Genomic DNA, 20,272 nt, shown 5'->3' on the forward strand with positions numbered 1-20,272 from the left:
TATTTCAATTTCATGATAAAGTAGTAGCTGCAAAATCACTCGGCTGCCGCTTTTGGGCATTTTTATTTTGCCTCGATACAATTTTACAGATTAATTTGTATCAATTTTATTCATAAAATAACAGTTGCAAAATTCTTCTGGAGCCATTTTAGAACTTTTAGTTTCCTTGTTGTATAATCTATTATAACAATTACGTATATATAGGTGAGTGAAAAAGATTATAAAAATCACTTAAAATATCTATTCAGATGCTAGTACGTAATAATCACATAGTAAACGATTGAAATGAAATTATTCCTTAAAAACATTGTAGTTGCATTAGTGTGTTAAGATTTAATAAAGAGCTAAAATGAGTTTGAAGAAATGATATAACTTTGAATCGTGATTATTAAATGGATGTTATATAGACTTTAAGTATTAACGCAATTAGATTAAAAATTATGAAAAAAATAGTGTACGTATTTATGCTTGCTGCAATTATCTATAGTTGTAAAAACAATTCTAAAAAGGAAGAAACTCAAAAGCCTTCAACAGTAACTCTCGAAGAAAGCGTAGTAAACGCAACTGATAGTATTCAAATAAAAAACATTCAGATTGGTTCGGATACGTCAAACGATAAAAATAAGTTTCACTTGTCTTATCCTAATACTGTGTATGATTTTATTAATAAGAATGAAGAGGAATTCGCGCAGTTGTATTTAACCGAATTTAAAGACGCAGCAAAAAAGATTACCGAAGACGCAGTTGCGGGACTTGATTTTGGTCAGCATTTTGAAATTATAGAAAGTACACCTTCTATTATAGCGTTTTTAATTGAGCGTTACACTTCATACGGAAACAATTATAATTCTCAATATTTCACTCATATTTTTGATGTAAAAGAAAAAAAGAAACTTGAATTCTCCACCATCTTTTCACCACAGGATAACTTTGATAAACTTGCTGCAGTGGCTAAGATGAAAACAAGTGAAATTTTAAGAGAGCGAATAGAATCAATGGAAGGGCTTACTCAGGAGGATAAAGAGGCACTTTGGAAAAATGGCCAAGAAATGATTGACGAGGGTACAAAAGCAAACGATAAAAATTATCACGCTTTTAGCTGGGATGAATCGGGAAACCTGACAATCTATTTTGATAAATATCAGGTTGCTTCAGGGAATCATGGAAATATAGAAATTAAACTTGCTCCAGAATCATATAAACACTTAGTTGCTAAGAAGTATCAATATATTTTTAACCTTCAACCACAAACACAGGAAGAAGACACATCCACCACATCAATTGATGACGACCAATCTACGCCAAAAACATATAAGATTGATTGCAGTAAGGAGCCTTGTATAGCAATTACTTTTGACGACGGACCAGCAACGCACACAACGCAACTTTTAGATATTCTTAGAAAGCACGATGTAAAAGCCACTTTTTTTGTGTTGGGAAAATCGGCAAAAGTTCAAAAAAATACTTTATTAAGAGCTTATAAGGAAGGACATCAAATTGGAAATCACAGTTGGGATCATAAGGATTTAAAAAAACTGTCTGACGAAGAAATAGAAAGCCAGATAGTTAAAACCAATGATGTTATTTCAAATATAACAGGAGAAGAAGTAAATGTTATGCGTCCTCCCTACGGGTCGTTTAACGCCATTGTAAAAAACAAAGCGAATATGCCAATCATTTTGTGGAATTTAGATCCCTTAGATTGGAAAGACCGCAATGCCGAAACTGTCACACAAAGAATAAGTGAAGCCAATAAAAATGGAATTGTTTTAGCTCACGATATTCATAAAACAACCGTAGAAGCAATGCCAGAAGTGATTGCTAATTTAAAGTCAAAAGGATATCACCTAGTTACTGTAGACAACCTATTTGCAGGGAAAGAACTTGTAAATGGTAAAACGTATAGCCGAAGACAATAATTAAGAAATAATAATCAATCTTTCTTTGAGTAATTTAGTTTGCCATCCACTATTCTTGCTGGAGCAGTGTAGGGATGTTCAGTAGCTTTGTTTTCGCTCATTATATGTAGTACTTCCCACCCATCTACTTTTAGAATATCTGAAATTAATGAGCGATGACAGCTCCACCAAACAGCTTCGGCGCACATTATTGCTGTTTGCTGTTCTGCGGCCATATCTTTTAGAGTGTTAAGCGCATGTTTAAAATCTTCGGTTGCCATATAATCTGCATAACCTTTAAATGAATCTAATCGCCAAGCGTCGTTTTCGGAATTGGGAATTGGTTTTCTACGTCCGCCTAAGTCAATGAGGTGGGTGTATTCTATGTTGTTTTCGGGAAGTGATTTTTCTAAACTGTCCTTGTTAAACTGCGGAAATTTTCGGGAACCAGGATAATGCCGAACATCGACAAGAGATTTTATATTGAAGGATTGCAACAATTTTAGAAATTCGTCGAACGTACGGGTTGAGTGTCCTATGGTCCAAATAGTATTCATTATAATATATAATAATAGATTACTACTAAATTTAAGGAATAGAGAAGGAGAGAAGAAGGAAAATAAGCGGTTTAACTTAAGTTTATTAAACTAGAGTTGATGGATTGGTAGTTGGATAATACGTGGAATCGATTTTTTTTGTAAGACGCCTTTTAAATTTACAAAAAGGTTTTAGAAAAGATGTTGTAGATTATGTTTTCGACGACCTAGGTAGGTTGTTGCTGTAGCCAATTGGGATGTAGGCTTTAACTGGTTACAAACTTCAATCCTACAATAGACAATATTAAAGTAGAAAGGAAAAATACTCGCCAGAAGGTAGCGGGTTCGTTGAAATAGAAGATACCTACAAGTACAGTTCCAACTGCTCCAATTCCAGTCCAAACGGCATATGCTGTACCAATAGGTAAAGTTTTTGTTGCTTGAATAAGTAGAAACATACTTATGGCTAAACTAACTAGAAAGCCAAGAAACCAAAGCCTAGATTCTAATCCTGTAGTTTCATTTACTTTTCCTAAACAAGCTGCAAAACCAACCTCAAAGAGACCACCTATAATAAGTAAGATCCAATTCATATTTTACAATGATTTAATAAAATTAAATGTAATAAAAAAAGTCTGACAAAGTTTATCATTCATTATTTTCACTAATGAGTTATGATAAACTTTGCCAGATTTAGAGTGTATTTAATCCCGAATATTTAGAAAATAAACTTATGAATTATGCTCATAGATTTTATCATAAAGGTCTTTATACTGCGCTTTAATAACCTTGCGTTTCATCTTCATTGTTGGCGTTAACTGTCCGTCTTCTATGCTCCAAACATCAGGAGTCATTTCAAATCTTTTCACTCTTTCCCACTTCCCGAAACGCTCGTTATAAAGATCTACTTCTTCTTGAATACGAGCAATTACTTCTTTATTTTTCACCAATTCTTTATTATCGGCAGGTAAGTCGTGGTTTTTCAATTTTCCCCAATCTCGAATAAAATCAAAGTCGGGCTGGATTAAGGCTGCAGGCATTTTTTCACCTTCACCAATCACCATAATTTGTTCAATGAAACGAGATTGTTTCATTTCGTTTTCAATAATTTGTGGAGCGATATATTTCCCACCACTGGTTTTAAACATTTCCTTTTTACGGTCGGTAATCTTAAGGAATCCTTCGCTATCAATTTCCCCAATATCTCCAGTATGGAAGTACCCGCCTTCCATTACTTTTTCAGTTTCTTCTTTATTTTTAAAATATCCCAACATTACTTGAGGGCCTTTAACTAGAATTTCACCATCTTCGGCGATTTTCACTTCGGTTTCTCGTAACGGTTTTCCAACGGTTCCAATTTTAAAACCTTTATTTCGCATATCGTTTACTGCTACCACTGGAGAGGTTTCGGTAAGTCCATAACCCTCCATTACCGGTATTTGAGCAGCGTTAAATACTCGTGCAAGTCTTGGTTGTAATGGAGCACTACCTGAAGCAATAGCCTTGATGTTGCCTCCTAAAGCTTCCCTCCATTTACTGAAGATTAATTTGTTGGCAAGTTTGAGTTGCGATTCGTACCACCAGCCATTCTCGCCGTAAGGTTCATATTTTAACCCTAAATCTATAGCCCAAAAGAATAATTTCTTTTTAATTCCAGTTAGTTCAGTTCCCTTAGTGTAAATTTTATCGTAAACCTTTTCAAGTACACGAGGAACAGCCGTCATTACCTCTGGCTTTACTTCATTTAAATTTTCACTAATTGTTTCAAGCGATTCAGCAAAATATAGTTCTACACCACAATACTGATACATATAGTGTAACATTCTTTCGTAAACGTGGCATACGGGTAAAAAGCTAAGTCCTTTAGATTTTCCCATTACAATAGGAAGACGCTCCGAACTAAATTTAGCATTACTCGCAATATTTTTGTGAGAAAGCATTACACCTTTAGGCTTTCCTGTAGTGCCAGATGTATATATTAAGGTAGCAAGATCATTTTCATCAATTGCCGCTTTTCTTTTATCTAATTCATCTTGATTGCTTTCATCTTTTCCTGCTTCCAGTACTTCCGACCAATTTTTTGCTCCTTTTATCTCATTAAAAGTATAAACTTCTTTTAGTTTAGGAACATTGCTTTTTATGGCCATCACTTTGTTGTAAACCTCTTCATCTGAAACAAAACAATAAACAGATTCACTATGATTTAAAACGTATTCATATTCGTCTTCAGAAATAGTAGGATAAATGGGAACATCTTGTGCTCCAGTTTGCATAATACCGATGTCGCATACATTCCACTCTGTTCTGTTGGTAGAAGAAATAAGCGCAACCTTGTCATTTGGTTGAACCCCCATTTTTATTAAAGCACGGCTTATGGCATTTGCTTTATCGATATATTCTTGTGTAGAAGTAGATTTCCATACTCCATTATACTTTGTAACAAGCGCATTTTCTTGAGGGTATTGTTTAAGTTGATAATATGGGAAATCAAAAAGTCTTTTTGGATCAGTCATAGTGTAGAATTATTGTATGTGCAAAATAGTGAAATTATTCGATATTCTATATTTACTATTTTGAAAGTAAATATAATTATAAAAATAAATCTATAAATCGAAGCACTGGGTTTATTACTATCTTAGCAGATTCTTTGTTTGCTAAGTTATTTCAAATTTTTACAACATAAAAACTGAATCTATAATAAGACTAATCGCCGAGATAATTTAGCTAACTACAATTGATATCACACAAATTCTAATTTATTGAACTATGAAGCTTCTTAAATATTTAGCTCTTAATTTATTTTGTTTAACCTTTTTTATTTCCTGCGATAATTCTCAAGAAAAAGTTTCTGAAGACAAGGAATTTAAAGTCGATTTTGAAACCTACACTCTAGATAATGGTTTACAAGTTATCTTTCATATAGACCGTTCAGACCCTGTGGTTGCGGTAGCTTTAACAAGTCACGTAGGTTCAGCTAGAGAAATTGAAGGGAGAACTGGTTTTGCACATTTATTCGAACACTTGCTATTCTTAGAATCTGAAAATCTTGGAAAAGGCGGACTTGATAAATTAAGCGCTCGTATTGGAGGCTCTGGCGCAAATGGGTCTACTAGTAGAGATAGAACAAATTATTTCCAAACCGTGCCGAAAGATGCTTTAGAAAAAATGATTTGGGCAGAAGCTGATAAACTTGGCTTCTTTATCAATACAGTTACAGAACAAGTCTTGGCAAAAGAAAAGCAAGTGGTAAAAAATGAAAAACGCCAAAGAGTAGACAATGCTCCATACGGTCATAATTTTTACGTAATTCATAAAAACCTATATCCAGAAGGGCATCCTTATAGCTGGGAGGTAATTGGGTCTTTGGAAGATCTTCAAAATGCAACCCTTCAAGACGTAAAAGATTTCTATAACCGTTGGTATGTTCCTAATAATGTAACGCTTACTATTGCTGGAGATATTGATATTGATCAGGCAAAAGAATGGGTGGATAAATATTTCGGTGAAATTAAACGCGGCGAGGATATTCCTAAAATGGAAAAACAAGCTGTTACGCTTTCTGAAACTAAAAGGCTGTATTACGAAGATAACTTTGCGCGTGTACCTCAATTAACGCTTACTTGGCCTGGGGTTTACCAATATCATCCAGATTCGTATGCTTTAGAGGTTTTAGCTACCTATTTGGCAAAAGGGAAGAAAGCACCCTTATATCAAACACTAGTGGAAGATAAGAAGTTAACCGACCAAGTGGATAGTTATCAATACAATTCTGAAATTGCGGGTCAGTTTATGATGCAGGTTACAGCGTTTCCAGATACAAACTTGCAAGAGGTATTAGAAGGAATAGAGGTTGGGTTAGAAAAATTTGAAGCGGAAGGGATTTCTGAAGCCGATTTAGATAGAATTAAAGCAGGGCAGGAGACTGCTTTTTATCAAGGACTTTCCAGTGTATTAGGAAAGGGGTTTCAGTTAGCTCAATATGAAATATTTGCAGGAGACCCTGGATTTGTAAATCAAGATGTGAAAAATATTCTTGCAGTTACGCCTGATGATGTAATGCGCGTTTACAACCAATATATTAAAGGAAAAAATTATGTAGCTACTAGCTTTGTTCCTAAAAATCAGAAAGCTCTAGCACTTACAGATTCAAAACTAGCAGATGTAGTAGAAGAGCCAATTGTTGAAGGTGCTGAAGAAAGTTTTGATTCAAACGTAGTTGCTGACTATGAGAAAACCCCTTCAAGTTTCGATAGAAGTGTGGAGCCTCCTTATGGTGAAAGTCCAGATGTAAAAGTTCCAGAAGTATGGAAAGACGAATTGTCTTCGGGGATTAAATTGTTTGGAATAGAAAACAATGAAGTGCCTTTGGTGCAATACAGAATTCAACTTGATGGCGGAATGCTTTTAGAAAATCCAAGTAAGATTGGTGTTTCAAATTTGCTAGCAGGTCTAATAACTCAGGGTACTGCAACAAAAACTCCTGAAGAACTAGAAAATGCAATTGAAAGTCTCGGGGCAACTATAAATACAGTAGCTACAAAAGAAGCTATAATGATTTATGGAAATACATTGGCTAAGAATTATGATAAAACGATGAATCTTATTCAAGAAATTCTACTTCAGCCAAGATGGGATGAAAAGGAATTTCAACTTCAAAAGCAGAGTGTTTTAAGTCAAATTGAACGTCAAAAAGCCAATCCAAATAGTATTGCAGGTATTAAGTTCGATAAGTTAATTTACGGTGAAAACAACATCTTATCGCACGACAATATTGGAACTAAGGAGTCTGTAGAGGCTATTACTTTAGAAGATTTAAAAACATATTACAACACATATTTCTCACCAAACATTACTAAAGTTCTTGTAGTGGGTGCTGTGTCACAAGCTGAGGTTTCACGTTCATTAACGTCACTTAACAATAAATGGGCGCCTATAGAAGTATCGTTTCCTAAAATAGCTGAAATTAAAAACCCTGAAGCTTCAAAAATTTATTTTTATGATTTCCCTGGTGCGAAACAATCTATTCTTAATTTTGGTTACCCGGCTATCCCAGCTACTCACGCCGATTTTTATCCTGCTAGCTTAATGAATTACCGATTAGGCGGTGGTGGTTTTGCGTCGCAACTAACTCAGGAATTGCGTGAGGGTAAGGGTTACACCTATGGTGTTCGCTCTGGGTTTACAGGCACAAGTATTGAAGGCACATTCTTGTTAAGCAGTGGTGTGCGTTCTAATGTTACTTATGAGTCCACAGCCTTAATAAAAGAGATTTTAGATAACTATGGTAAGAATTTCAATGAAAATGACTTAAAAATTACCAAAGGCTATATGCTAAAAAGTGGAGCAAGAGCTTTTGAAACATTAAATAGCAAGTTGTCTATGCTTTCAAATATTAGCAATTACGATTACCCAGTTGATTATGCGAAACAACGCGAAGCCACTGTTAAAGCATTGACAGTAGAAGAAGTTAAAGCGTTAGCTGAAAAATATATTCGTCCAGAGAAAATGATATATGTAATAGTGGGCGATGCAGCAACTCAATTGGATAAACTAGACCAACTAGGGTTAGGAAAACCAGTGCTTTTGAATGAGTAAATAATAGAATGATTATTGCGAGAATTAAACTTGCAGGGATTAAAAAAACCGTTTACATAAATTTTGTAAACGGCTTTTTTAATGTTTAAAGAGTAAATCTATTTCTTTTCAATCCATTTTCTAGCATTAACTAAAGCTTCAACCCAAGGAGAAACCTTATCATCTTTTCTGTCTTCTGGGTAGTATGCCCAATTCCAAGGGAAAGTAGAACGCTCTAAGTGAGGCATCATTACTAAATGGCGACCTGTTTTATCAGTCATCATAGCAGTATTGAAATCACTTCCGTTTGGATTTGATGGCAATTTATCATAACCGTATTTTGCAACAATATTGTAGTGGCTTTCCTGTTTTGGGAAACTGAATTTTCCTTCCCCGTGAGCCGACCAAATACCTAATGTACTTCCTGCCATAGATGAAAGCATCACTGAATTATTCTCCTGAATCGTTACCGAAGTAAATACACATTCAAATTTATTGGTGTCGTTATGAAGCATTTTTGGTTTTTCTTCATCTTCAGGATTAAGTAATCCTAACTCCACAAATAACTGACATCCGTTACAAACACCTAAAGATAATGTGTCGTCTTTAGCAAAGAAATTCTTTAAAGCCTTGTTTGCTTTTTCGTTGTAAAGGAAAGCTCCAGCCCAACCTTTAGCACTTCCTAGGACATCACTGTTACTAAATCCACCAACGGCAACTAGAAATTGTATGTCATCAAGATCTTCACGACCTTCAATAAGATCGGTCATATGTACATCTTTTACATCAAATCCTGCCAGGTGCATCATATAAGCCATTTCACGCTCACTGTTACTTCCTTTTTCACGGATTACAGCTGCCTTAGGTCTCGACTGCGCTCGACCTGACATTGTCTCCTCGAGCGCAGTCGAGAGGTTGCCTGTGAAATTCTTTGGAAACTCGAAAGTTAATGGCTGATTTTTATAATTGTCAAAACGTTCCTTAGCCAATGCTTCGCCGCTTTGATTTCTGTCTAATAAATATGAAGTTTCATACCAGGCATCACGCATTTCAGGGATGCTGAATGAAAGTTCCTCATTGTTATTTTTAATTTTAAGGGTTTCGTTATTTGAAACTGTTCCAATCTTTTTGAAATCGATATTGTTTTCAGATAGAAGTTTTTCAACTGAAGCATCTTCAGTAGCTTGAATTACAAGACCTGCATTTTCAGCGAAAAGGACTTTTACAGAATCACTTTCATTTAAACTTGAAAGGTCAAGGTCTGCTCCAAGATTAACATTGGCAAAACACATTTCTAATAAAGTAGTAATCAATCCACCTGAAGCAACATCGTGTCCCGCAAGAATTTTACCACCCTTGATTAAACCTTGTAAGGTATTGAAAACGCTCTTTACGTATTCAGCACTTTTTACATCTGGTGCTTCGTTCCCGATAGCGTTTAAAATTTGTCCAAACGATGATCCGCCTAGTTTAAAATTGTCTTGAGAAACATTGATATAGTAAATGCTACCACCACCGTTCTGAAGAACAGGCTCCACTATTTTTTGAATTTCGTTACAGTTTCCTGCAGCCGAAATAATTACAGTTCCTGGAGAAATAACTTCTTCATTCTTGTATTTCTGTTTCATTGAAAGGGAATCTTTTCCGGTTGGAACATTGATTCCTAAATCAATTGAAAAATCTGAAACAGCTTTAACAGCTTCGTAAAGTCTTGCGTCTTCCCCTTCGTTATTACAAGGCCACATCCAATTTGCTGAAAGTGAAACACTTTTTAAACCATCTTTTAATGGAGCCCAAACAATATTGGTTAGAGACTCGGTAATAGCATTGCGCGATCCTGCAGCAGGGTCTATTAAGGCTGTTAATGGTGAATGCCCAATAGAAGTGGCTACACCCTCTTTACCTTGATAATCTAAAGCCATTACACCGCAGTTGTTTAAAGGTAATTGTAATTGCCCAACGGTTTGTTGTTTTGCAACACGACCCGTTACACAACGGTCAACCTTATTGGTAAGCCAATCTTTACAGGCTACTGCTTCTAATTGTAGCACTTGTGTAACGTACTCTTTTATTTTTGAAGTTTCGTAAACAGAGTTTTTATAGTTTCTATTTACGGTTTTGTCTTTCATTATTGTTTTTGGGGAGCTACCAAACATATCTTCAAGCGCAAAATCCATAGGTTTTTTGCCGTCTTTGTTTTCAAAACAGAAACGTTGGTCGCCAGTAACTTTCCCTACTTCGTACATAGGAGAACGTTCGCGGTCTGCAACTTTTTTAAGGTTTTGGATGTCTTTATCACCAATAACTAAGCCCATTCGCTCTTGGCTTTCATTTCCCATTATTTCTTTGTCGGATAGGGTAGGGTCGCCAATAGGAAGTTTGCTTATTTCTATACGTCCACCAGTTTCTTCAACTAGTTCACTTAAACAGTTTAAGTGTCCTCCTGCACCGTGGTCGTGAATAGAAACAATTGGGTTGTGGTCGCTTTCCACCATTGCTCGAATAGCATTGGCAGCACGTTTTTGCATTTCTGGGTTACTACGTTGAATTGCATTTAGTTCAATGCCGCTGCTAAATTCACCTGTATCTGCCGAAGAAACCGCGGCACCACCCATTCCAATTCGGTAGTTATCACCACCTAAAATTACAATATTATCACCTTCTTGAGGTTTGTCTTTTATTGCTTGACTTGCTTTTCCGTAACCGATACCACCAGCAAGCATTATCACTTTGTCGAAACCTAATTTACGAGCGTCTTCTTCGTGCTCGAAAGTAAGAACAGATCCAGCAATTAATGGTTGACCGAATTTGTTTCCAAAATCGGAAGCTCCATTACTAGCTTTAATTAAAATATCTAAAGGCGTTTGGTAAAGCCAATCGCGTTCTTTCATAGCTTTTTCCCAAGGACGATCTTCGTTTAGTCTTGAATAAGAGGTCATATAAACCGCTGTTCCCGCAAGTGGTAAAGAACCTTTTCCTCCTGCCAAACGATCGCGAATTTCACCACCACTTCCAGTGGCAGCACCGTTAAAAGGCTCTACTGTAGTTGGGAAGTTGTGCGTTTCAGCTTTTAATGAAATTACACTGTCGAAATCTTTTTCTTCGTACCAATCTGGCTTATCGGCACTTTTTGGAGCCCATTGTTTTACCTTAGGTCCTTTTACAAAAGCTACGTTATCTTTATATGCAGAAACAATGTCGTTCGGGTTTTCAGATGAAGTCTTTTTAATAAGTTTGAATAGGGAAGAAGGCATTTCTTTTCCGTCTATTTCAAATACGCCGTTAAAAATTTTATGACGGCAATGCTCACTATTTACTTGGCTGAAACCAAAAACTTCACTATCGGTAAGCTTTCTACCTATCTTTTTTGATAAGTTTTCGAGATATTCAACTTCTTCAGCATTTAGCGCTAACCCCTCTTTTTCGTTGTATTCAGAAATATTTTCAATTTCTAAAATTGGTTCAGGTTGCACGTTAATGTCAAAAATTTCTTGGTTCAGTTCCTGAAATTTTTGAGAAATCATTGGGTCGAAGGCCTCTTTTACCGTCGAACTATTGTGAAACTCTTCAATACGAATCACACCTTCAATCCCCATGTTTTGGGTGATTTCAACGGCGTTAGTACTCCAAGGAGTAATCATAGCGGCGCGAGGCCCAATAAAAAAATCCGACGTGTTTGTGGATAGGACGGATTCCGCTAACTTAGCCTGATTGCCAAAAAGCCATTCTAGCTTTTTCGTGTTTTCCTCTGAAATTATTCCGTGGGTTTGAACTGCAAAAACAGTGTTTTCTACGTTACCAAAAAAGTGAATCATCTATTTTAATTTTGAAGCTGCAAAGTTAACTATTTTAAAGGATAATCTATTTATCAAAAAAGCTTCAAAATACTCTAATTATCATTTTTAATTAACAACAAATGGTTTTCTTGAAGTTCTAGAGGTATAAAATAGAAAAGAGCAGACTTTTGCCTGCTCTTTTCTTATATAAAATCAATCTTTTTTATGCCTTCTTTTGTAATAAAGAAATATAAAAACCATCAAAACCACTTTTACTTGGCAAGATTCTCTCTTCGTTTAATAACGTAAAATCTTTTCCAGCTTCACTAGCTAAAAATGCTTTCACTTGTAATTCATTTTCTGAAGGTAGGATAGAGCAAGTAGCATAAACTAAATCACCACCTGGCTTTACCATTCTAGAGTAACTTTCTAATAAATCCTTTTGTGTAGCTCTAATTTTATCTAAAAACTCAGGCTGAAGTTTCCACTTAGCATCAGGGTTTCTTCTTAAAACTCCTAATCCAGAACAAGGAGCGTCAATTAAAACCTTATCGGCCTTTTCTATCAACTTCTTTATAACTTTTGTGGAATCAATTACTCGAGTTTCGATATTAAAAATATCGTTTCTTCGAGCTCTACGCTTGAGTTCGTTAAGTTTATTCTCGTAAATATCCATTGCAATTAGCTGGCCTTTGTTTTCCATCATGGTTGCAATATGAAGGCTTTTTCCGCCCGCCCCGGCACAAGCGTCAATAACGCGCATTCCAGGTTTTGGGTCTAGCATAGCCGCTACTTTTTGTGAAGAAGCATCTTGTACTTCAAACAAACCATTTTTAAAAGCATCTGTAATAAATACATTTGCACGCTCTTTAAGTTTTAAAGCATCTGGGTAACCCTTTATTGTTTCAGTTTCAATGTCGAGGTCCGCTAATTCATTTTGCAATGCATCAACGGTAGTTTTTAAAGTGTTTACGCGTAAAACAACGTCGGCTTGCTTGTTTAGGGCTGCAATTTCCTTATCCCATTTCTTACCTAATTCTTTTTCGCCTAGCTCATCCATCCAATCTGGAATAGATTCGCGGTATTTTCTAATTTTAGAAAGTTCGTCAAATCTTCCTTTTATTCGACGGGTAGGAGTATCTTCAAATTGTTTCCATTCTGGAATTTTAATTCCGTTTAAGGTTGCCCAAACAGTAAATAATCTAAAAAGATTAGGACGATCAAAAGGTTCGCGTACTTCAGCAATTTCTGAATATAGGCGTTTCCATCTTACAATATCATAAGTGGTTTCTGCAATAAATGCTCTGTCTCGCGCACCCCAACGTTTATCACGTTTTAAAGTGCCTCTTAATACTTTATCGGCTTGTTTATTTTCATTGAAAATAAGGTGAAGGGAATCAATAGTAGCGAATACTAGGTTTCGGTGTAATTTCATTTAATAGGGTATTCAATTTATACAACACAAAACCAGATTAATAAATAAAATTACTTCTGAAATTTGTGCTTGACTTTAAGGCTTTCAATCAGTTGAAAACTTTTGCGAGTGCAAAGGTATCTCTTTGAAACTGAAATTGAAACTTAAATCGAAATCAAAAAAAAATTTTATAATCTATTTTTTACAATTAACTATAAAAAAAAATTAGAACTCAAGTATGTTTTCAGTTTATCTGATGTTCTCAAGCATTTATAAATAGGTTATGGTACTTGATATTTTAGAATGTTTACTTTTGCCAAAAATTTTACAAATGCGATTTCTTTTTATTCTAGTAGCTGCTTTTTCATTAGTTTCTTGTAATTCTAAACCTGAAGTAGAATTTAATTCTGTTGACATTACGCCAGTTTTTATAGACAGTTTAAGTATTCGCGCTATTCAACCCTTAGATGAAAACAGAATTTGGTTTGCAGCAGATCAAGGAAAAGTTGGTTTAATAGACGGTGACACTCCAAAGTTAGCTGTAATTAAGTATGAAGATACCTTACTTCATTTTAGATCTATAGCAACAACAAACGAAGCGGTTTTTGTCTTGAGTATCGCTAATCCTGCAGTGCTTTATAAAATTGGTTTTGATGGAAAAGATGCAACCAACATAGAAGAGGTATATTCAGAGAAAAATGAAAATGTTTTCTACGACTCGATGAGGTTTTGGAATGATATGGAAGGGATTGCAATTGGCGATCCTACTGAAGACTGTATGTCTGTAATAATTACACGCGATGGTGGAAATTCTTGGCAAAAATTATCTTGTGAAAATCTTCCAAAGGTAGAAAAAGGTGAAGCAGCATTTGCGGCAAGCAATAGTAATATTGCGGTTTATAAAGATAATGCTTGGGTGGCAACGGGTGGTAAAAAAGCTCGAATTATGCATACTTCTGACAAGGGGAAAACTTGGGAAGTATACAATACGCCAATTATTCAAGGGCAAGCGATGACTGGAATTTATGCTGTTGATTTCTTAGATGAAAAGAACGGTGTGATTTTCGGTGGAAATTGGGAAGACAAGGCGTTTAATGAAGGGAACAAGGCCATTACTAAAGATGGCGGTAAAACTTGGAAATTGATCGCAAATGGAAAAGATCCAGGGTATCGCTCTTCTGTAAAATATGTACCAGGCACAAAAGGGCAAGGGCTAGTTGCGGTAGGTTCGACTGGAATTTCGTTTAGCGGTGATGGCGGTAAAAACTGGAAGGAACTATCAAAAGTTGGTTTCTTCGCTATTGAATTTGTTAACGATAGTGTAGCTTTCGCTTCGGGCAATAAAAGAATTTCCAAATTAGTATTTAAAAAGTAGCAACATAATTTCTTCAGTTTTCAGGCTTAATTTCTATATTTTTAGCTCTAATGCATTAGTTCTCTGAACAATTGAAGGTTTGTGTTTAAAAACCCCTTATAGCCATTAACAATTACTTAGTACCCTTTTAAGAATAATTTAGGGGATCATATATATCATTTCAAAATATAGGCCGTTCTAGAAGTTATAAGTCAAACTAATTCTAAAACCTAAACTTATGAATTTGATTAAAAATTTTAAAAAACCCTTATTCGCAATTGCTCTAGCGGGCGCATTTACAGCGTGCTCAGACGATGACGATTCATTGTCTGTTGAAGATGGAAATGGAAAACTTGGCATTTATGCTTCAGCCAACTATTCTCCAGACGCAGGTAAAAGTACCGTCTTAGATGGTCCAGTAGTTGCATTGTCTAAGTTCTTAATTAATTTAGAAGAAATTGAGTTGGAGTACGATGATATCATCGGCGATGACAACTTCTATAATAGTGAAGAAGAGATTGAATTAAAAGGTCCTTTTGAGCTGGATTTATTATCCCCAACTCTAGTGGTTATTACTGTAGTAGATGCACCTAATGGTCGTCTTGAAGAAATCGAATTCGAATTTGATAAAAACGAAAATCCAGATAGCGAAATTTATGAGCAGAGTATAAAAATGGAAGGAACCATAGACGGAATTCCATTTGTCTTCTGGCATGATTTTGAAGAGGAACTAGAAGTAGAGTTCGACGAAGGAGAAACAAATACTGTTATATCAAACGATCAGAATAGTGTTGTTATTAACTTCGACCTAAACAGTGTTTTTGATGCTACAACGGGTGTAGACCTTTCAAACGCAGTTGATGGAAATGGAGATGGGATTATTGAAATTAGTCCTAATGACCAAGACGGAAACCGCGATATTGCAGAAGCAATGAAAGAACATATTAAAGATAAAATTGATTTACTTGACGATTAATCTAGTAAACAAATAATTCCAATTTTATTACCGGCTCCAATTTGGAGCCGGTTTTTTTATGATTATCACTTTCATAAAAAATTTAGGTTTTCTATCGTAGTTTACTAATTATTTATTTTTTATTTAAAAATTTCATTTGTAAAAATCACATTATATTTTTTTTACAAATTTTATATTCTAATAATTTGATTGTTCGTTCCTTATCACAATTATCAAATAAAAAAATCGGACTTTTTAATCGTTTAAAACACGTTAATAGCCTTTAAATCCGAACATTTTCATTTTGGATTCTGATATATTAATGACATATTTGGTGAAATTTTAATAATTAAACCAATATAATGAAGAACAAATTACTTAAAAAAGGGTCAATTTTATTAGCGTTGATGATTTCATTCGCTATGACCCAAACAATGAATGCCCAATACTGTGTTCCCGAAGGAACAAATTCAGATCGATTTATTGATAATTTTTCAACAACTAATGGAGTTGAAAACATTTCAAACTTAGGCAGTGGATTTTCAACTGGTGGTTATGGCGATTTTTATGATACTCATACCTTATCACAAACTGCAGGAGGTTCAGTTGATTTTTCTGTAGATATTGAAGATGAAACTGCTGGATTTAGAGTTTGGGTCGATTGGAATCAAGATGGAGTTTTTGATGTAGCTAACGAAGTTGCATACACATCATCATCATACGATACAAGTCATTCTGGAACTATTAGCATACCTGCTAGTGCCTTAGAAGGAGAAACTAGAATGAGAATTGTGAGCCATTGGCTAAGTTCTTCTGGCGATGTTGACCCTTGTGTAACAGGTTTTACTTATGGAGAATTTGAAGACTATAAGTTTATAGTAACTGCCTTGAGTGCATGTACTGGAACCCCAGATGGAGGTGTTTCGTCGGTAGATCCAACATCTGGTAACCCAGGCTCTACGTATACTGTATCAGCCCAAAACTATACAGTTGCCGGTGATATGACGTACTTATGGCAATCTAATACAAACAACGCAGGTTGGGAGGATCACGGTACAGCATCTGCTTTTTATGAAGATTTTACAGCAACAGCGTCTAGCGAAATAGGAGATATTACAGAATGGAGATTAGAAGTAACGTGTACTGCATCTGGAGAAACTTCTTACTCGGATGTATCGACTTTCTCAACAGAAATTTCATACTGTGGCGCTAGTAGTAGCACTGTTGAAGCAATTTCTAAAGTAGTTTTTGCAGGAATCGATAACGATTCGCCAGTGTCTAGTACTGAAGGATATGAAGATTTTACTGCTATTGTAGCGCAAGTTGAAGCTGGTGAAACTTATAGCTTTGCAGCTGAAGGTAATACAGGTGGAAATTTCACAAATTACTTTTCTGTGTGGATTGATTGGAACCAAAATGGTGAATTCGAAACAACCGAATTTGTAGAAATAGGTTCAATTGTAAATTCGAATGGAACAGATGGACAGCAAGCAATTAATGATATTGTTGTTCCTAGTGATGCGCTTGAAGGTGAAACTCGCATGCGAATCAGAAAAAACTTTAACTCTCCTTCTTCAAACCCTTGTGGAACAAATACCTATGGCCAAGTAGAAGATTATACGGTTAATGTTGTTGGTGCTGCGCCTTTCCCGAGTCCTTATTGCGAAATTGAAGATGCTGCTGATGTAATTGTTGAAGAAATTACTAAAGTTGAATTTGCAGGAACAACTATTACAAACGAAGATACAACTTCTGTATTAGTAGATAAAACCGATATTGTTGTGAATGTTACAGCAGGTGAAACGTATACACTTAGCGTAGAAGGTAATACTTATGGCGACTTTGAAACCAATATTGTTGCATTTATAGACTGGAATCAAAATGATATATTAGACGATTCAGGTGAGGTTTATGAATTGGGAACTTTACAAAACTCGACTGGTGACGATGGAATTTCAGTGAGTATGGACATTTTAGTTCCGTCTGATGCTGTAGTTGGAGGTACAAGAGTTAGAATCACAAAAACTTATTTTGACGATCTTTCAGAGGCAATTGTTACCCCTTGTGGTATTCAATTTGATCCGTTCGGAATGGGAATTGAATCAGGTTATGGACAGGCTTTAGATTTCTCATTAGAAGTTGAAGAAGCTAGTACCGTAGATTGTTCAGGAACTCCTGAAGCTGGTATCGCAACGGTTACTCCAGAAGAAGGTGAGGTTGATACTGAATACACTGTTGCTGCTGCTGGATTTACAACCGGAAATGGATTGGAATACCAATGGCAATCTAATACTGATGGCGCTGGATGGGTAAATGAAGGAGCTGCATCTGATACTTTCGCTACATATTTAGCAACTGCACCTTCAGTAAGTGGAGTTACTGTTGAGTGGAGATTAGAGGTTACTTGTACTTTATCGTCTGAAACAGCATATTCTGAAATTGCAACGTTTACCACTATAGAGACTTCTCTTTACTGTATTCCTACATTAGATTGTAGTGATGGAGATAATATTGTAAACGTAACTTTCCAAGAGATAGATAATACTACAGACTGTAGTGCTGGCGGATATGGCGATTACACTTCAATGGCTGCAACCGTTGAGGCTGGTGGTACTTACCCAATTTCTGTAACTGTTGGTGATGGATGGGATGTTGAATCGGCTTCAGTTTGGATTGATTTTGATAACAGTGGAAGTTTTGATGAAAATGAATTCTTTTACATTGGAACAGGAACTGGAGAAACTCTAACCGAGAATATTGCTATTCCTGCAGATGCTGCAGATGGAAACTACAGAATGAGAGTTCGTGTAGCAGCAGTTCCAGATACAGATGCTACTTGGGATATGTCTTGTGATGAAGATCAAGGTTATGGTGAAACTGAAGATTATACAGTTACCGTAGATGGTGTAGCAGGAATTAATGACTACACAAGTTCTAATTTCACATACTTCCCTAACCCAATGGAAAATGATTTAAACATTTCTTCCAATAAAAACATTGAGTCTATTTCGGTGTATAACTTGTTAGGACAAGTTGTGATGAATAATGTAAATTTTGCAGCTGGTAAAGTTGATGTTTCTTCACTTTCTACAGGTACCTTCTTATTCCGTGTTACTTTTGAAGACGGAGTAGTTGAGAACTTTAAAGTTTTGAAGAAGTAAGAAATACTTTTAGACTGTTTATTATAAAGCTGCCCTACATAGGGCAGCTTTTTATTTAAAGGCATTTTATATAATATCTAACTCATTATTTCCAAATATTCTAATTGTTCTACTTATATATAATGAATATATTTGGTAATAAATTAACAATAAAACCTAAGTAATGAATATTAAACTACTCAAAAAACAATCATTAATTTTATTTTTAGCTTTTTTATTGTCTGTTTCGTATAATAGTTATGGGCAGGTTCTAGATAATTCTTTAAACTCAAACGAAATGGTAACCCTAGACTGTGGCCAAGGGGATGACAGCAATAATTTTGAGAATGGAAAGGAAATTGCAGGTGCAGAAATCATAAGACATGCAGACGATTTTGACGTTGCCCCCAACAATACTTTAAATATCCGTTCTGTAGAGTTAAATATAATGACCCTACAACCTATAAATACTTTAGACTTAACATTTTATAACGACGACAATGGTTCTCCTGGTAGTACAGTTCTGGAGACAATTACTGGTCTTGAGCCATATGCACAAGTGCCAATAGGATTTGCCTTTAACGCCTATAGTGTTTATACAGTTATGGTAGAAGTAGATTTAACTTTTGAAGGAGGTACTACTGGAGCTAAATATTGGATGGAACCCGTAGGACAAAATAGCAGCATTGAGGTTTATTGGGAGGTTAACACCTCGGGAACTTTAGGGAAACCAATACACGGTAGAGCTGGAGGTCCATGGATTGAAAGCACAGATGGAGCACAAGGAGTTTTTAAATTACATTGCGAGGTTGCTAGCCCACCACCATTCGAGTGTATGTTTGATATTAATGGTTTATTAGAACCAATTACTAGAGTTGCAATGGCCGATGTAGATAATACATCGTCTCCAACCAGTACAGTACCTTTAGAAGATTTTACTAGTACAGTAATCAATGCTGAAGTAGGAGCTTCAATCGAAGTTGCACTAGAAGGAAATACTGAAGGACCTTACGAAAACTTTTTCACTGTATTTATAAACACAGCTGGAACAGGAGAGGAGTGGAGTACTTTTGAGGCTTTTGAGATTGGTTCTATTAATGGATCTACAGGTACAGATGGACAGCAAGCAACTGCAACAATTACTTTGCCTAATAGTTTAGAAGAAGGGGAATATCTTTTACGAGTAGTAAAGAATTTTGATATTTCACCATTAGACCCTTGTGTAAATTACGCTTATGGACAAGCTGAAGACTATACTCTTAATATTGGTAACATTGTTGGAATTAATGATTTTTCAAATTCAATTTTTTCTTATTACCCCAATCCAATGGAGGATGAATTAATTATAAATTCTAAAGAAGATATTGAAACTATCTCAGCTTTTAATCTACTAGGTCAGGAGGTTTTGAGCAGTCAAAAAATTGCTAATGGGAAGGTGAACGTTTCTAAGCTTGTAACAGGAACTTATATTTTTAAAATTACTTTTGAAAACGGAACTACTGAAAACATTAAAGTTGTAAAAAAGTAATTTTTATTTGAATGCTTTCAATAATTTAAGCTGTCCGAGTTAAAGGGCAGCTTTTTTTATTGAAGGATTTTTTAAAATATAAACACCTAATGGCCAA

The 20,272-nt window shown here is 35.5% G+C and carries 11 protein-coding genes; 6 read left to right on the forward strand and 5 right to left on the reverse strand.

Translation table 11 applies throughout. The features are described 5' to 3' along the window. The first annotated feature begins 440 nt into the window (after positions 1-440). Entirely contained in the window at positions 441-1,919 is a 1,479-nt protein-coding gene (locus RT250_RS12885) for a polysaccharide deacetylase family protein (RefSeq protein ID WP_313115225.1), read from the forward strand. Positions 1,920-1,933: 14 nt separating this feature from the next. On the opposite strand, the gene RT250_RS12890 is transcribed toward RT250_RS12885, so the two are convergent. The 3 genes from RT250_RS12890 to RT250_RS12900 form a co-directional block, all read right to left on the reverse strand. Next, entirely contained in the window at positions 1,934-2,455 is a 522-nt protein-coding gene (locus tag RT250_RS12890; protein ID WP_313115226.1) for a DUF488 domain-containing protein, read from the reverse strand. A gap of 245 nt (positions 2,456-2,700) precedes the next feature. Beyond that, positions 2,701-3,027, reverse strand: coding sequence for a DMT family transporter (locus RT250_RS12895; RefSeq protein WP_313115227.1), 327 nt, complete (start codon positions 3,025-3,027; stop codon positions 2,701-2,703). Between the two features lie 138 nt (positions 3,028-3,165). Further along, positions 3,166-4,947 (reverse strand): AMP-dependent synthetase/ligase, encoded by a 1,782-nt coding sequence (locus RT250_RS12900; protein ID WP_313115228.1) that lies wholly within the window; start codon positions 4,945-4,947, stop codon positions 3,166-3,168. A 253-nt stretch (positions 4,948-5,200) separates the two neighbouring features. Between RT250_RS12900 and RT250_RS12905 the strand changes: the two genes are divergently transcribed. Further along, the gene (locus RT250_RS12905) at positions 5,201-8,029 is read left to right on the forward strand and encodes a M16 family metallopeptidase (protein WP_313115229.1); all 2,829 of its coding nucleotides are present in this window, start codon (positions 5,201-5,203) and stop codon (positions 8,027-8,029) included. Positions 8,030-8,127: 98 nt separating this feature from the next. On the opposite strand, the gene purL is transcribed toward RT250_RS12905, so the two are convergent. After that, the gene (purL, locus tag RT250_RS12910; protein WP_313115230.1) at positions 8,128-11,823 is read right to left on the reverse strand and encodes a phosphoribosylformylglycinamidine synthase; all 3,696 of its coding nucleotides are present in this window, start codon (positions 11,821-11,823) and stop codon (positions 8,128-8,130) included. A 184-nt stretch (positions 11,824-12,007) separates the two neighbouring features. After that, entirely contained in the window at positions 12,008-13,219 is a 1,212-nt protein-coding gene (locus RT250_RS12915; RefSeq protein ID WP_313115232.1) for an RsmB/NOP family class I SAM-dependent RNA methyltransferase, read from the reverse strand. A gap of 310 nt (positions 13,220-13,529) precedes the next feature. Here RT250_RS12915 and RT250_RS12920 point away from each other — a divergent pair, with 310 nt between their 5' ends. From RT250_RS12920 to RT250_RS12935, 4 genes are all read left to right on the forward strand, one after another. Continuing rightward, on the forward strand, positions 13,530-14,573 hold the full coding sequence (locus tag RT250_RS12920) for a WD40/YVTN/BNR-like repeat-containing protein (protein ID WP_313115234.1): 1,044 nt from the start codon (positions 13,530-13,532) through the stop codon (positions 14,571-14,573). A 217-nt stretch (positions 14,574-14,790) separates the two neighbouring features. Then, on the forward strand, positions 14,791-15,528 hold the full coding sequence (locus tag RT250_RS12925; protein WP_313115235.1) for a hypothetical protein: 738 nt from the start codon (positions 14,791-14,793) through the stop codon (positions 15,526-15,528). Between the two features lie 341 nt (positions 15,529-15,869). Next, positions 15,870-18,668, forward strand: a complete 2,799-nt coding sequence (locus tag RT250_RS12930) for a GEVED domain-containing protein (RefSeq protein ID WP_313115237.1) — start codon at positions 15,870-15,872, stop codon at positions 18,666-18,668. A 163-nt stretch (positions 18,669-18,831) separates the two neighbouring features. Next, positions 18,832-20,175, forward strand: coding sequence for a T9SS type A sorting domain-containing protein (locus tag RT250_RS12935; protein ID WP_313115239.1), 1,344 nt, complete (start codon positions 18,832-18,834; stop codon positions 20,173-20,175). The last annotated feature ends 97 nt before the right edge of the window (positions 20,176-20,272 follow it).

Source organism: Aequorivita sediminis, from assembly GCF_032080575.2.
In the GTDB taxonomy this organism is placed as follows: domain Bacteria; phylum Bacteroidota; class Bacteroidia; order Flavobacteriales; family Flavobacteriaceae; genus Aequorivita; species Aequorivita sediminis.

Coding starts and splice junctions, on each gene's coding strand:
- purL (WP_313115230.1), bottom strand. CDS start 11,823: ATGATTCACTTTTTTGGTAACGTAGAAAACACTGTTTTTGCAGTTCAA.
- RT250_RS12925 (WP_313115235.1), top strand. CDS start 14,791: ATGAATTTGATTAAAAATTTTAAAAAACCCTTATTCGCAATTGCTCTA.
- RT250_RS12890 (WP_313115226.1), bottom strand. CDS start 2,455: ATGAATACTATTTGGACCATAGGACACTCAACCCGTACGTTCGACGAA.
- RT250_RS12930 (WP_313115237.1), top strand. CDS start 15,870: ATGAAGAACAAATTACTTAAAAAAGGGTCAATTTTATTAGCGTTGATG.
- RT250_RS12885 (WP_313115225.1), top strand. CDS start 441: ATGAAAAAAATAGTGTACGTATTTATGCTTGCTGCAATTATCTATAGT.
- RT250_RS12935 (WP_313115239.1), top strand. CDS start 18,832: ATGAATATTAAACTACTCAAAAAACAATCATTAATTTTATTTTTAGCT.
- RT250_RS12900 (WP_313115228.1), bottom strand. CDS start 4,947: ATGACTGATCCAAAAAGACTTTTTGATTTCCCATATTATCAACTTAAA.
- RT250_RS12905 (WP_313115229.1), top strand. CDS start 5,201: ATGAAGCTTCTTAAATATTTAGCTCTTAATTTATTTTGTTTAACCTTT.
- RT250_RS12915 (WP_313115232.1), bottom strand. CDS start 13,219: ATGAAATTACACCGAAACCTAGTATTCGCTACTATTGATTCCCTTCAC.
- RT250_RS12895 (WP_313115227.1), bottom strand. CDS start 3,027: ATGAATTGGATCTTACTTATTATAGGTGGTCTCTTTGAGGTTGGTTTT.
- RT250_RS12920 (WP_313115234.1), top strand. CDS start 13,530: ATGCGATTTCTTTTTATTCTAGTAGCTGCTTTTTCATTAGTTTCTTGT.